Raw genomic sequence first — 13,890 nt, forward strand, 5'->3', positions numbered from 1 at the left:
CCGGGAGGTGACGATGAGTCCGACGATCATCGATCGCCCCTCGATCGTCCGTTCGCTGAACCGGGTCGGGGCCCGCCGGGCGTTGCAGCGGGTCGGCGCCCTCGACGAGCCCACGAGTCCGCTGTCCACGGACACCCCGGAGGTCGCGCAACTGCTGACCGACGCGGGTCTCGCGGCACGGCTCACCGAGCTCGCCCGATCTCTCGGCCGTGATCCGCGGGAGGTGCGCGTCGAGGCGGCCGGGTATCTGCGCGAGATGGGGGCCACGTACACGGGACGGGCCCCGAAGGACTGGGCGGCGTTCAGCCGGTGGCTGTCCCGGGCCCATGACCTGATCGTCGATCCCGAGCAGACGCGGCAGCTGCGCGCCCTCGATCGCAAGTATTCGCTGCTGTTCCCGTTCTCCCACCGCTCGTACCTCGACGGTGTCACGGTGCCCGCCGCGGTGTCGGGGAACGGCATCACGCCGGCCTTCGTGCTGACCGGCGCCAATCTCGACGTCTTCCCGTTCAACCATCTGCTGCGCCGGTCGGGGTTCGTGTACCTGCGGCGCTCGACGACCGAGATCCCGGTGTACCGGCTGGTGCTGCGGGCGTACGTCGCGCAGATGATCCGGAACCGGCGCAACCTGTGCTGGTCCATCGAGGGTGGCCGGACGCGGACCGGGAAGCTCCGCCCGCCGGCGTACGGCGTGCTGCGCTACATGATCGACGCGCTCGACACGGCGGATACCGCGCAGGCGCTGATCGTCCCGGTCTCAGTGGTGTACGAGCAACTGCACGAGGTCGCGATGATGACTGCCGAAGCGCGCGGCAGCAGCAAGCGCCCGGAGGACCTGCGCTGGTTGTGGAACTTCGGCCGGTCCCAACGGGAACGGTTCGGCCGGGTGTACCTGCAGTTCGGGGAGCCGTTCGCGCTGCGGGAGCGGATCGCCGAGCTGCGGTCCGACGACCGGAGCGGCTCGCGCGCGGTCGAGCGGATAGCCCTGGAGACCTGTCACCGCATCAATCGCGCCACACCGGTGACGACGACCGCTGTCGTGTGCCTCGCACTGCTGGCGGCCGACCGGGCCTTGACCCTGGACGAGGTGCTGGCCACCGTGGCGCCGCTCGCACGTTACCTCGGGCAACGCCGCCGGCCGGTGGCCGGCGCGGCCGACCTGGCCGACCGGGCAACCATCCGCCACACCCTTGACGATCTGGTCCGCTCCGGCGTGCTGAGCTGCTACGACGGTGGCACCGAGACGATCTGGCGGATCGGCCCGGGTCAGCATCTGGTCGCCGCGTTCTACCGGAACACGGCTGTGCACATGCTGGTGGACCGGGCGATCGGCGAGCTGGGCCTCGTGGCGGCGATGGAGGGCGGCCAGAACGGGCTGCGGACCGCCAACCGCGAGACTCTGCGGCTGCGTGACCTGCTCAAGTTCGACTTCTTCTTCCCACGCCGCCGCGAGTTCGCCGGCGAGATGGCGGCCGAGCTCGCGATCGTCGATCCCGGGCAGGCCGAAGGGTTACGTGAATTCACCCCGGCCGACGCCCGGCGTTGGCTGGCCGGCTCCGAACTGCTGGTCGCTCATCTGGTGCTGCGGCCCTTCCTCGACGCCTATCACGTCGTGGCCGACCGGCTGGTCGCATGGGAGTACGACGACGAACCGTTCGACGAGTCCCGCTTCCTCGACGAGTGCCTGCGGCTGGGCCGGCAGTGGGCGCTGCAGAGACGCCTGGCCAGCGAGGAATCGGTGTCGCTGGAGCTGTTCAAGCCCGCGTTGCGGCTGGCCGAGCACCGCGATCTGGTCGGGTCCGCCGGACCGCGCCTGGCCGGGCGCCGCGCCGAGTTCCTGCGGGAGGTGCGGGAGACACTCCGGAAGGTGGCCGCCATCGCGGACCTGGCCTACCGGGAGCGGCCATGAACGCCACGGTCGACGAGGTCGTCGAGGCGATCAGGAACGGACCCCCGGGGCCGCGGATCGGCGCGTTCTTCGACTTCGACGGAACGCTCGTACAGGGCTACACCGCGAACGCCTTCTTCCGGGAGCGGCTGCGCGAGGGCCGGATCGGCGCCCTGGAGCTGGCGCGCTTCATGATCGCCGCGGTCGACGGCACCGTGCTGGGCGGCGATCCGCACACCGCCGCCGCCCTGAGCTTCGCCACTCTGCGCGGCCGGACCGTCGATTCGATGGTCGAGGTCGGCGAACGGTTGTTCGTCCAGCGGATCGCCGGCACGATCCGGCCGGAGGCCCGCGACGTGGTCCAGGCCCACCTGCGGCAGGGACACACCGTCGTGGTGGCGTCCTCCGCCACCCGGATGCAGATCGAGCCGGTGGCCCGGGATCTCGGCATCGAGCACATCGTCTGCACAGAGCTGGCGGACGACGCCGGCGTCCTCACCGGCCAGAGCAGCACCGGCCTGCTGTGGGGCGGCCGAAAGGCCGCGGCGGTACGGGCGTTCGCCCGAGCTCGCGGCATCGATCTGAGGCGGAGCCACGGCTACGCCAACGGCTCGGAGGACATCGCCTTCCTGGCTACCGTCGGCCGGCCGTGTGCCCTGAACCCGCATCCCATCCTGCGCGATGCCGCCGAGGAGTACGGGTGGCCGGTGCTGACGCTGCGGGAACCGAGGTCGGCGGGGCTGTGCGCGTACCTCGGCACCGCCGGTGCGATGGTCGGCACGAATCTGGGGCTGGCCGCCGGGGTGGCCTACGGATGGCTCACCGGTGACCGCCGGCTCGGGATCAACACCGGCATCGCCTTGTCCGCGCGGGCCGGGCTCGCCCTCGCCGGGGTGCGACTCGACGTGGTCGGTGCGGAGAACCTCTGGAAGGCCCGGCCCGCCGTGTTCGTCGCCAACCACCAGAGCGCCCTCGACGTCCTGGTGCTCGGTGCGCTGCTGCGCCGCGACTTCACCGCCGTGGCCAAGAAGGAGGCCCGCCTCGACCCCCGGATGATGGTCATCGGTGCGGTGCTCGACCCGGCCTGGATCGACCGCGGCGACCTCACCAAGGCCAAGCAGACCCTGGACGGGGTCGTGCGCAAGCTGCAAGCCGGCGTCTCGATCCTCATCCTGCCCGAAGGCACCCGGATGCCGACGCCGCGGCTGGGCCGGTTCAAGAAGGGCGCATTCCACATCGCGCGGCAGGCCGGCGTGCCGATCGTGCCGATCGTGCTGCGCAACACCGGCGAGCTGGCCTGGCGCCGCTCGATGGTCGTCAACCCCGGCACGGTCGACGTGGCGGTGCTGGAACCCGTCGACACCGGCGACTGGACCGCCGGCGACGTGGACCAGCGGGTCGCCGAGGTGCGGCAGATCATCGCGAACACCCTGGCCGACTGGCCGCGACCGGTGAGCGCGCCATGAGCACCCGCCGAGCTCCGGCGCAGCCGGCAGGCGACCCGGGCCGGGCCGGCGCCGGGAATGCCGGCGACCGGATGAGCGAACTCGAGACCTTGATGTGGCGCGGCGAGCAGCACCCTCGACGGTCGTCGACCACGGCGGTGCTGATGATGCTGGACGCGGTGCCCGGCTGGGACCGGTTGTCCGCCACTCACGAGCGGCTCACCCGGCTGGTGCCGCGGACCAGGATGCGCGTGCTGGAGCCCGCCGTGCCGGTCGGGCCGCCGGCCTGGGTGCCCGATCCCACCTTCGCCCTGGACTACCACCTGCGCCGGGTGAGCCTTCCGGCGCCGGGAGGGATGGCTGAACTCCTGAGGTTCGCGCAGAGCGCCGCGATGGCACCCTTCGACCGCACGCGCCCGTTGTGGGAGGCCACTCTGATCGAAGGACTTCCGGGCGGCAGGGCCGCGTACCTGCTGAAGCTGCACCGTTCGATCACGGACGGCTCGGGCGGCCTGTCGCTGATGTCGCGGGTCCAGCGCCGGCGCGCGGGAGACAGCAGGCCGTCCGCATGGTGGCTGGCGGCCGACGAGTTCACCGACCAGCTGCTGGCCGTTCCGTGCGCGGCCGGGAAGATGATGACGGCCGGAGCCCAGGCGTTGTCCCACCCCGCGGCCGCTGCGGCGAGCGCAGTGCGGTTCGCCGGCTCGTTGCGGCGCATCGCGGCGCCGTCGTTGCTACCGGGCTCGCCGCTGTTGCGCGGCCGGACCGGCACATCGTGGCGGTTCCGCGTCATGGACTGCCCCCGCGCCGATCTGGAAGCTGCGGCGGAGACCGCCGGTGGTTCGGCCGACGACGCCTCCATCGCCGCGCTGCTCGGTGGGATGCGCCGCTACCACGAGCGGCACGGCATCGAGCTGGCCGAGATGACGATGACGATGCCGGTCAGCCGGCGGAAGCCGGACGTCCGGACGGCCGGCCACGAGGGGTCCGGAGTGACCTTCCGCGCGCCGGCCGGGACGGCAGATCCCGCGGAACGGATCGCCGCGATCCGCGGCATCACGCTGTCGCTGCGGGCGGAACCGGCCCTGAACGCCCGGTCGGCGCTGGTGCCGCTGCTGAATCGGGTTCCGGCCGCGGTCCGTGCCGCGACCGGTCGGCTGTCGATACCCGCCGACATGTCAGCGGCCCCCTTCCCGGGACTGCCGTCCGGCATCCACCTCGCGGGCACGACGGTGGAACGGATCTACCCGTTCGAGCCGTTGCCCGGGACCGCCGTCATGGCGGCGATGGTGCCGTACCTCGGCACCTGTCACGTGGGGATGACCATCGACGGGTCCGTCGTGCCTGACCCGGAGGTGCTGGTGGAGTGCATGCGCGAGGGCCTCGACGAGGTGCTGAGGCTGGCACGGTCCGGCTCGACGTCCGACGCCCGTCCGCTCGTTGGAGAGGAACAGACATGACCGTCCTTGTCGCATACGGAAGCACCGGCGGGTCCACCGCCGAGATCGCCGGCTGGATCGCCGAGGAGTTCCGCGCCGCGGGCCTCGACGTACGACTGCTGCCGGCCGACGAGGTGGACGACGTCGCCGGCTACGACGCCCTTGTCCTCGGCGCCGCGATGTACGCGGCCGGCTGGCACCCCGACGCCCGCAGGTTCGCCAAACGCTTCGCCGGCCCGTTCGCCGACCGGCCGGTCTGGTTGTTCAGCAGCGGCCCGCTCGACCACACCGCCGACGACACCGACCTGCCACCCGACCACCAGGCCGAGGCCGCGATGCACCTGCTCCAGGCGCGCGAGCATGTGACCTTCGGCGGGCGGCTGACCGCCGAGGCGCACGGCTGGCTCGGCTTCGTGGCCCGCCGGATGAAGCACGAGGGCCATACCGGGGACTTCCGCGACCCGCAGCGGATCCGGGCCTGGGCGCGCGGTGTCGCCGCCGAGATCACTTCGCCGCGCCGACAGGCGTGAGGTGCGGATCGCGGGTGAGGACCACCGGCCGGCGCTCCTCATGATCGCCGGCCGGCAGGCAGGGTCGGGTCACTCAGCGGTCACCGCGATCCGGCGGCCCTCCGGCTGCGGCGCGGTCAACGGCACCGTGATCTCCAGAATCCCCTTGCGGTAGCCGGCCTTGATCGCCGACTCGTCGGCGTTGACCGGCAGGCGCACCGAGCGCTGCAGCGCACCGTAGCGGAACTCCGTGCGCTTGAGATCCTTCTCCTCCTCACGGCGCTCGGCCTTGACCGTCAGCACCCCGTGCAGCGCCATGATCTGCACGTCCTTGTCCGGGTCCAGCCCGGGCAGCTCGGCGCGCAGCACGTACTCCTGGTCGGTGATCTTGTCCTCGAACCTGATCGCCGACAGCGGACGCGGGAAGTCGACCTCGAGCCAGTCGGTCATGTCACCGAACAGTCGTGGCAACAATCCACTCATCAGCTTCTCCTTCCGAATGTCGTTCCCCTCCCTATCCGACCTCGTCCGCGCCTGCGCGGTCAGAGCCGAAAGGCCGGTGTCGAGGCGGAATCGGCCGGGGCCGAACCGGCCCCGCGGCGGTGACCTTCGGTCCGGGCCGTTTCCCCGGCGTCAGTGATCGGGTCGGTGCCCCGGACCACGGCCGTGGGGCAGTCGGCGTGGAAGATGAGGTGCCGGCTGACCGAGCCGAGCACGAGCCGGGCGAGTCCACCGCGTCCGCGGTCGCCGACGACGACCAGCTGGGCGGTGTGCGACCAGTCGGTGAGCAGCGATCCGGCATTGCCGCGGACGACCTGGCGCCGGAGCAGGACGTCGGGATACCGGTCGCCGGCCCCGGCCAGCGTCTCCGCCAGCACGCGCTGCTCCTGCGCGGCACCGGACCACTGCTCGCGCTTCGCCGCCACGTCGCGGTCCAGTTCCGTGCTGTCGGTTCCGGCCCACGCGTGCAGGGCCACCAGCGGCGTACCGCGCAGCGACGCTTCCTCGAGGGCGAAGTCGAGTGCCCGCATCGACTGCGCGGAGCCGTCGACGCCCACGACCACCGCGCCGGTGGGGCGCGGCTCACCGCGCACGACGAGCAGCGGACAGGGCGCCTGCGAGGTCAGCTCCATCGCCACGGAACCGAGGAGCAGGCCGCTCATTCCGCGTTCGCCGATCACCATCAGGTCGGCGCGCCGGCTCTCCTCCCTCAGGACGGTCGCGGGCCGGCCGGTCACCAACGAGGTGCGCACCGCGACCTCGGGTGCGACCCGGCCGGCGATACCGGCCGCCTCGCTCAGATACCCTCTGGCCTGCTGCCGCAGCCCCGGCGCCGTCTCGGTGAGCCCGGGCGGCAGCGGCACGGGAAGTTTCGGCCAGCTCAGCGCGTGGACGATCCGCAGCGGACGGTGCCGGAGCGCCGCCTCGGCGACGGCCACCTCGACCGCGACCATGCTGCGCGCCGATCCGTCCACGCCGACCACCACGGCGGCCCCGGCGACACTCGCCATGACGTCACCTCCCGCTTCCCGGGTCCGATCCCGCCCCGTCGGATCGACGGGCAGTGGAGTCACCATCCGCCCGCGTGCATGCTCGCCGGCAGGGCCGATAGCCCTGTGCCGCGCGTCTGGTCGACCGCCCACCCGCGCCGAGCAGAAGGCAGACCGGGCCGTTGGACCCTGTCGGCCGCGCGCGGGACGCGGATAAAGTCGCTCACCGATGGCCGTTCGATGGGCGGGAGACCCCGATGTCGGTCGAGCACGAGGCGAGAACACCGCTGCTGCCGCCACGCTGGTTCATCCGGCTGGCCTGGTCGGTGCACCGCGGCCTGTACCGGATCGGTGGCCGCCGCGCCGGACTGTGGCGGCCACGCGCCGGCGGCTGGGGCGCGCTGCGGCTGACCACCATCGGCCGCCGGTCCCAGATCGACGAACACCTGGACGCCTGTGCAACACGACGCCCGCGCGAGACCGCGGTGGTGGTCCTGGCGCCGCGGGAGAGCGCCTCCCCGGCGGCGGGATAACGGCGTGTACGGCGGGTCGGGACGGTCGCGGTGAAGGAATTCGCCGACTTCCTCGGTGGTCAGCCGCCGTTCGACGCCCTCGACGCGGAGGACCTGGCTCGCCTGGTGGCACGGGTGGAGGTCGAGTACTTCGCCGCCGGTGCCGTGGTGGTCGCCGAGGACGAGGAGCGGCTCGAGCACCTGTGGGTCGTCCGGACCGGTGCTCTTGAAGTCCTGGATCGTGGACGGGTCGTCGATCTGCTCGGCCCGGGTGACACGTTCGGGCATCTCTGGCTGTTGTCGGACCTGCCGCCCAGGCTGCTGGTACGCGCCCAGGAAGAGAGCCTCTGCCTGCGCATCCCCGATCCCCGGACCTTCCTGGCCCACCCGGAACGGTTGCGTTTCGCCACGATGGACCCTGTGTTCCGGCGTCGACGCCTCACCGCCGGCGCGATGGTCCGGGGCGAGCGGCGGCTCGCGAGCCTGATGCGGCCGGTCGTCTGGTGTGACGAGACGGACCGGGTCCGTGACGTCGCGGACCGGATCGGTGTGGCCGGAACGTCCTGCGCGCTGGTACGGACCGACGCCGGGGTGGGCATCGTCACCGACCACGACTTCCGGCGCCGAGTGGCGACAGGTCGGATCGGCGCCGACGCGCCCGTCGGGGAACTGGCGACGGTGCCCGCTCTCACCGTCGACGAGCACGCCACCCAGGCGACCGGGCTGCTGTGCATGGTGGAGCACGGGGTTCACCACCTGGTGGTGACCGATCAGTCCGGGCGCCCGGCCGGCGTGGTCCGGGTGGTGGATCTCGCCCAGGCCGAGGTCCGTGACCCGCTGCTGATCCGCGCGGCGATCGAGGACGCCACCTCGCTCGACCAGCTGGCCGAGGCAGCCCGGCTGCTCCCGACCACGATCGTCGAGTTGTCCGACAACGGGGTGGCCGCCGGGCACATCGGCGCGGTGCACACCGCCGTCGTCGACGCCGTCGTCCGGCGGGTGCTGGAGCTGCACCCCAGCCCGGCGCTGGCCGCCGTGCGGCACTCCTGGGTGCTGCTCGGTTCGCTGGGCCGCGGCGAACCGCTGCCGCTGTCGGACGTCGACACCGCCCTGGTCTGGGTCGATCCACCCGAGTCGGCTCCGGACCCGGCGCAGGGTATCCGGGCGGCCGCCCGGGAAGTGCTCCGCGACCTGCAACACTGCGGGTTCACGTTGTGCGCGAACGGCGCGAACGCCCACAATCCGGTGTTCAGCCGCTCCCGGTCCGGCTGGGTGGCGGCCGCCCGTGGCTGGCAACACGACCCCACGCAGGCAAACGCCCTGCTGCTGTCGGCGATGGTCGCCGACAGCCGGCCGGTGACCGACCTGCCGCTCGGGCGCGCCCTGACCGAGCAGATCCGTTCCCACACCCGCACCACCCAGTTCCTGCGGGCGCTGCTCGACGAGGCGCTGGGCTGGCGGCCGCCGACCGGGTTCGTCCGGGACTTCGTCGTCGCGCACAGCGGCGACCATCGCGGCCAGCTGGAGCTCAAGAGCGGCGGGTTGGTGCCGGTGGTGGCGCTGGCGCGCTGGATCGCCGTCGTCAGTGGCGACGCCCGGGGGACGACACCCGACCGGTTACGCCGGGGTGCCCGGGCCGGTCTGCTCAGTGCGGACGAGGCCGACACGTTGGCCGGTGGGTTCGACGACGTCTACTCGCTGTTGCTGCGGCACGAGGTGAACGCCGTCCGCAGCGGTGAGACGCCGACGACGTACCTGGCCCCGGCGGATCTCGACTCCCTGACCCGCCGGCACCTGCGCGAGACGTTCAAGGCGATCGCCCTCGTGCAGGCCCGGGTGGACCGCGACTGGATGAGGCGGCTCGAGCGATGACTCCGTCGTGATGAGACTCCGCCGGCGGGCGCCGCTGCCCGTACCGCACCCGGACACCCCGTGGCGGGAGGCGGAGTTCTGCGTCATGGATCTCGAGACCACCGGCCTGGACCTGCGCCACGACGAGATCGTCGCCTACGGGGCAGCGATCGTGGCCCGAGCCCGGATCCCGTGCGGCCGCACCGCCTACAGTCTGGTGCGGCCGACGCGGGCGGTGTCGGTTCCGGCCATGACCGTGCATGGTCTGCGCGCCGCCGACCTGGCCGGTGCGCCCACCCTCGACGAGGTCGTGGACGACCTCGCCGGCCTGCTGACCGGCCGGATCCTGGTGGCGCACGCGGCGTGGGTCGAACGCGCGTTCCTCAACCGGGCGCTGGCGCTGCGGCGACGCACCCTGCCGCGAGCCGTGGTGGACACCGCTGCTCTGCTGCGGGCCTGCCGCCTGGCCGACCGCGATCCGGTCGCCGAACCGAACCTGGAGAACGCCGCCCACGAGCTGGGTCTGCCCGTCCACACCCCGCACCAGGCCCTGGGCGACGCGTTCACCACCGCGCAGCTGTTTCTGGCGCTGGCCACCCGCCTGGACCGGGTGCCCACCGGCAGCAACCCGCGTCCGCTGACAGTGCGGCAGCTGTGCGCGATCTCCCGGCATCATCGCCTGCACTGACCGGTTCCGATGGTCCGTCACGCGGGGGCACGCCGGCCCGGCCGGACACGGGTCGTCCAGCTCTGCCGGCGTTAGCTGGAAATGGCTAACCTGCTAACTGAAGGATCGAGTCGCAGAAAGAAGGCGAAAGTCATGACAGCCGCGACCACGAAGGCCGTTCACCCGGCCGGACCTGCCAAGAAGACGACGATGCAGCCCGGGACGAGCCGCGATCGCACCCGCCGTCTCGGCCGCGAGACCGGCAACCTGGCGATCAACGCCTATGAGCGCGGGGTGGCCGACGTCGTGGCGTTCGAGAAGGACGCCGCGCGGATCGCTCCGTACCCGTGGATGAGGGCCGCGCTCACCCTGAGCGCCGGCCTGATCGAAGATGTCGGCGCCGCGTACGTCAAGACAGCACGCTCGGCTCTGCGGTGACGGCAAGCGCATCGGCCCGGGTCAATCCCCGGGCCGATCGTCGTGCCCGCCCGTTGCCACGAAGGCCTGGTAGACCTCGGTCAGCGCCTGCCGCTGCCGGGCACTGAGCCGGGGATCGGCGGCGATCGCGGACAGCACCCCCGGGATCGCGTCGCCCGGCCCGGCCTCGCCACGCAGCGCGTCCGCCGTGGTCCGCAGGGCGCCGGCGATGCCCCGGAGCACCCGTTCCGAGGGTGCTCGCAGGTCCCGCTCGATCTGTGACAGGTACGGCCCCGAGATGCCCACCATCGACGCCAGCCGGCGCATCGGCAGTTCGGCCTGCTCCCGCCGGCGCCGGATGATCTCGCCGAGGCTCGGCGGAACGCCCACGTTCCCGCTCATCGGTCCATTGTCCGTCGTCCGGCCTCGGGCACCTCGCCGGTCAGCACGATCTCGGCAGCCACCTCGCGAACCTTACGGCGCTGCCGGTACGCGCACCGGCGCAACACGTCGAAAGCCTCCGACGAGCTCACCCGGAGCCGCACCATGACGATGCCCAGGGCGATACCGATCGACCGGCTCGACTGCAGGGCCTCCTCCAGCTCGGCGCAGCGTCTTCGGCAGGCAGCCGCCGCGAGAGCCAGGGCGGAGTGGGCGGCGAGCGGTTCGGCCCGGGCCGCCGCAGCAGCGCCCAGCGCGTACGGCATGCTCGCGTACAGGTTGAGTGCGCCGAGCACGTGGTCCCCGGCACTGAGCCGGACCGCCATCATGCTGCGGACGCCTGCCTGACGAGCGGCACGCCGGCTGAACTCCGGCCACTCCCCCGCCAGCAGCAGGTCACCCACCCGGCAGAGCGTGGTGACACGGATGGCGTCGACACCGGGCCCGGAGCCGACCTCCTGCTGGATCTCGCCGGCCCGGGCAGCGGCCGGTCCTGTCGCCGCGACCGTGACGATGCCACCGTGGCGGTCCAGCAGGGACAGCGCCGCCTGTTCACAACCGGGCACCAGGACCGGCGCCGCCGCGGCGATCCGCTCACGCAGTTCGGCGCCGTCCGGCAGGACGAGGGAGACGGCGAGCCGCGCGAAGTTCTGAGCGAGTTCCTCATCCGTGTTCACGTTGCGCGCCTTCCCCGTACCGCCCCGCACACTGAGGATCAGGCTCGGCCCGGCACGGCGGCAGAGGCGGACGGCCCGTCAGTCGGGGACGGGTGGGAAGAGCGGACGCAGCAAACCCGGGGGTCGGAACGGCTGCCAGTCCTCCGGCGCCTGAGCCAGGCGGTCGGCGATCGCCCACAGCACGGCGGGATGCTGTCCCAGTCCGAAGTGGCTGCTGACGGTGGCGATGTTCTCGTGCCGCTCCCGCGGCGGATGCAGCGAGGCCCGGTAGGACACGATGCCGTCCCAGCGCGACAGGATGGACGTCGCCGGTACCGGCAGCGGAGTCTGGGCCAGTTCCGACGGCGGCAGCTGGTGCTCGGGTACGTGGCGGTGCACATGCCGGTTGTAGTACGCCATCGCGTGGGTCTGGGCGGGGTGCGACATGCGGATCGGACTGCCCAGCGTGATCACCTGACGGACCCGGCCGGGATGCACGCGCGCCGCGGCGTGGGCGTAGATGCCGCCCAGGCTCCAGCCGACGACACTGACGCGCTCACCGTGCCGGTCCGCGAGCTCGGCGACGAGGCGCGGCACGTGCTCGATCACCTCGGGAGTGGGACCGCGGTTACGACCGAGGCTCCACCCGTGCACCCGGTAACCGAGCCGGCGCAGCGTGCGGCGCAGCACGATCGTGGAGGCGTCCCCCGCACCGAGACCGGGCAGGACCAGCACGGGGTGCCCGTCTCCGCGTGGCGCCGCCCGCAGGACCGTGCGACCCATGGCACTCAGTCCCGCGCCGCCGAGGGCGCGTCCGACGTCCGTGCACAACAACAGCCAGTGCGGCGGGTGTTCGTGGGGCTCCGGCGCCCGCCCCGGGTGAGCGGAACCCGGCGTCCACGGCCCCGCGCCGGGCCCGGAAGCACCACCACCCTGTGACTCCGGGCCGGGAAGGGAACGGTCGGGCACCTGTGATGACACCATGTTGGCGCCTCCCGCGGCGCGCCGGCGTGCGCAGTCGGCTCTGGCGTACCGGATGGCCCGAGATTAGCTCACGATCACCGCACCGGCGAGAACCGGTGACCGGACCGTTCGGACATCTCACGACAGCGACGCACGAGCTGTCGCACCCGCGCGTCGGCGCGGAGACCTGGGCCGCTTCGGCCGGCAGGCGTCCCGCAGAACCGCCACCTCCGCGGAGAGCAGTCCGGCGAACACGTCGGCCTCCGGCACCGACGCGAAGTCGGTGGTGACGCCGAAGGCGGCCTGACCTCGGTAGGTGAAGACCGCGACGCCGATGCGGATCCGCTCGGCGATCGGGACATAGGGCAGGATCTCGCGGATCGGCCGCCCGAGGATGTACAGCTGCCGGTCCGGGCCGGGCACGTTGGTGGTCACCGTGGTGATGGCGTGCTGGGGCAGCCGCAGGGCGGTGCGGATGATCAGGGAGACGGGCGTGAACGGTTCGTGGTCGGCCAGCGCCACCAGGGCCGCCGCCGCCTCCACCTCGCCGCTGGCGCGCAGCTCGGCGACCCGTTCGTGCACCGCCTGGAGCCGCTGCACCGGATCCTCGAGCTCCACCGGCAGGAGCACCAGCATGGATGCCAGCCGATTGTCGAGCACGCTTTCCTGGTCGAACCCGCGCACGTTCACCGGCACGAGCGTGCGGATGGCACCGGGCGCGGGCTCCTCGCCGCGGTCCAGCATGAGCCGCCGGAACGCCCCGGCCACGGCGGCCAGGTAGACGTCGTTGATCGTGACCGACCAGGCGTTGGCCACGGCGGCGATGTCGGCCAAGGGGGTACGGGCCACGGCGTACCGGCGGGCCCGGCCGAGTCTGCCGGCCAGCGACGTCGGTACCGTCGGGGTCAGACCGGCGGCCAGCGTGACCAGGCCGCGGGTCGCCTCCCGCAGCCGATGGACCGCAGTGGCCGGCGAACGCACTGCCCACGCCATCAGGCGGGCCTGGTCGAACGGGACCCGGGCCAGCTGGCCCAGCGCGTCGAGGGACAGGTCGAGTGGTCCGGCGCCCGCAACAGGCTGCCGGTCCTCCTCCACCGGCCGGTGCGGGCGGGGTTCGGGATCACAGATGAGGCGGTAGAGCTGATTGCCCGCCATCCCGTCGAGCAGGCAGTGGTGCACCTTGGACAGCAGGGCCCAGCGTCCCGCCGGCAGCCCCTCGATGAGCCAGTCCTCCCACAGCGGCCGTTCCCGGTCCAGGCGGTGGGTCATCACCCGCCCGACCAGCCGTTGCAGCGCCGCGTCGTCACCGGGCTCGGCCAGGGCGGTCCGGCGCAGATGAAAGTCCAGGTCGAAGTCCGGATCGTCCACCCAGACCGGCCGTCCCAGGTTGAACGGGACCCGGCGTACCTTCTGCCGGTAGCGCGGGACCAGCGGGAGGCGGGCACGGATCGCCGCGGTGAAGTCGGCCTGGCTCGGGGCCGGACCGTCCAGCACGGCTATCGACGCGATCGCCAGCGAGGCGTTCGGATCCTCGTCCTCGGCGTCCAGGAAGGACGCGTCCAACGGACTCAGGTACTCCACGACATCCTCCTCGGTCAGCACCGGTCGGCCA

Annotated in this window: 14 protein-coding genes; 8 read left to right on the forward strand and 6 right to left on the reverse strand. The window is 72.4% G+C overall.

Annotation, left to right across the window (positions count from 1 at the left end):
- Nucleotides 1–13: 13 nt before the first annotated feature.
- The 4 genes from AB0C12_RS27215 to AB0C12_RS27230 are packed head-to-tail and all read left to right on the forward strand — an operon-like array spanning nucleotide 14 to nucleotide 5,302.
- Nucleotides 14–1,909 (forward strand): lysophospholipid acyltransferase, encoded by a 1,896-nt coding sequence (locus AB0C12_RS27215; protein ID WP_360552646.1) that lies wholly within the window; start codon nucleotides 14–16, stop codon nucleotides 1,907–1,909.
- Complete coding sequence (locus AB0C12_RS27220; protein WP_360552647.1) at nucleotides 1,906–3,354, forward strand: HAD-IB family hydrolase; 1,449 nt, start codon at nucleotides 1,906–1,908, stop codon at nucleotides 3,352–3,354. The genes AB0C12_RS27215 and AB0C12_RS27220 overlap by 4 nt, the downstream gene beginning before the upstream one ends.
- Nucleotides 3,351–4,793: a wax ester/triacylglycerol synthase domain-containing protein gene (locus AB0C12_RS27225; RefSeq protein ID WP_360552648.1), complete on the forward strand. Its 1,443-nt coding sequence runs from the start codon at nucleotides 3,351–3,353 to the stop codon at nucleotides 4,791–4,793. Before AB0C12_RS27220 ends, AB0C12_RS27225 begins: the two co-directional genes overlap by 4 nt.
- Nucleotides 4,790–5,302 (forward strand): flavodoxin domain-containing protein, encoded by a 513-nt coding sequence (locus tag AB0C12_RS27230; protein WP_360552649.1) that lies wholly within the window; start codon nucleotides 4,790–4,792, stop codon nucleotides 5,300–5,302. The genes AB0C12_RS27225 and AB0C12_RS27230 overlap by 4 nt, the downstream gene beginning before the upstream one ends.
- 69 nt (nucleotides 5,303–5,371) lie before the next feature.
- On the opposite strand, the gene AB0C12_RS27235 is transcribed toward AB0C12_RS27230, so the two are convergent.
- Both AB0C12_RS27235 and AB0C12_RS27240 read right to left on the reverse strand, forming a co-directional pair.
- On the reverse strand, nucleotides 5,372–5,764 hold the full coding sequence (locus AB0C12_RS27235) for an Hsp20/alpha crystallin family protein (protein ID WP_360552650.1): 393 nt from the start codon (nucleotides 5,762–5,764) through the stop codon (nucleotides 5,372–5,374).
- A gap of 59 nt (nucleotides 5,765–5,823) precedes the next feature.
- Nucleotides 5,824–6,792, reverse strand: coding sequence for a universal stress protein (locus AB0C12_RS27240; protein ID WP_360552651.1), 969 nt, complete (start codon nucleotides 6,790–6,792; stop codon nucleotides 5,824–5,826).
- 236 nt (nucleotides 6,793–7,028) lie between these two features.
- On the opposite strand from AB0C12_RS27240, the gene AB0C12_RS27245 reads away from it, so the two are divergent.
- From AB0C12_RS27245 to AB0C12_RS27260, 4 genes are all read left to right on the forward strand, one after another.
- On the forward strand, nucleotides 7,029–7,304 hold the full coding sequence (locus AB0C12_RS27245) for a hypothetical protein (protein ID WP_360552652.1): 276 nt from the start codon (nucleotides 7,029–7,031) through the stop codon (nucleotides 7,302–7,304).
- Between the two features lie 30 nt (nucleotides 7,305–7,334).
- Complete coding sequence (locus AB0C12_RS27250) at nucleotides 7,335–9,155, forward strand: putative nucleotidyltransferase substrate binding domain-containing protein (protein WP_360552653.1); 1,821 nt, start codon at nucleotides 7,335–7,337, stop codon at nucleotides 9,153–9,155.
- A 10-nt stretch (nucleotides 9,156–9,165) separates the two neighbouring features.
- Entirely contained in the window at nucleotides 9,166–9,822 is a 657-nt protein-coding gene (locus tag AB0C12_RS27255) for a 3'-5' exonuclease (RefSeq protein ID WP_360552654.1), read from the forward strand.
- A 132-nt stretch (nucleotides 9,823–9,954) separates the two neighbouring features.
- Entirely contained in the window at nucleotides 9,955–10,239 is a 285-nt protein-coding gene (locus AB0C12_RS27260; protein ID WP_360552655.1) for a hypothetical protein, read from the forward strand.
- 21 nt (nucleotides 10,240–10,260) lie between these two features.
- On the opposite strand, the gene AB0C12_RS27265 is transcribed toward AB0C12_RS27260, so the two are convergent.
- The 4 genes from AB0C12_RS27265 to AB0C12_RS27280 all read right to left on the reverse strand — a co-directional run bounded on the left by AB0C12_RS27265 (nucleotide 10,261) and on the right by AB0C12_RS27280 (nucleotide 13,880).
- Complete coding sequence (locus AB0C12_RS27265) at nucleotides 10,261–10,620, reverse strand: helix-turn-helix transcriptional regulator (RefSeq protein WP_360552656.1); 360 nt, start codon at nucleotides 10,618–10,620, stop codon at nucleotides 10,261–10,263.
- A complete protein-coding gene (locus AB0C12_RS27270) occupies nucleotides 10,617–11,336 on the reverse strand; it encodes an ANTAR domain-containing protein (protein WP_360552657.1) in 720 nt (239 codons plus the stop codon). The genes AB0C12_RS27265 and AB0C12_RS27270 overlap by 4 nt, the downstream gene beginning before the upstream one ends.
- A 78-nt stretch (nucleotides 11,337–11,414) precedes the next feature.
- Entirely contained in the window at nucleotides 11,415–12,098 is a 684-nt protein-coding gene (locus AB0C12_RS27275; protein ID WP_360552658.1) for an alpha/beta fold hydrolase, read from the reverse strand.
- Between the two features lie 318 nt (nucleotides 12,099–12,416).
- Nucleotides 12,417–13,880, reverse strand: coding sequence for a wax ester/triacylglycerol synthase family O-acyltransferase (locus AB0C12_RS27280; protein ID WP_360552659.1), 1,464 nt, complete (start codon nucleotides 13,878–13,880; stop codon nucleotides 12,417–12,419).
- Nucleotides 13,881–13,890 lie beyond the last annotated feature (10 nt).

The sequence above is a fragment of the Actinoplanes sp. NPDC048967 genome (genome assembly GCF_040649415.1).
In the GTDB taxonomy this organism is placed as follows: domain Bacteria; phylum Actinomycetota; class Actinomycetes; order Mycobacteriales; family Micromonosporaceae; genus Actinoplanes.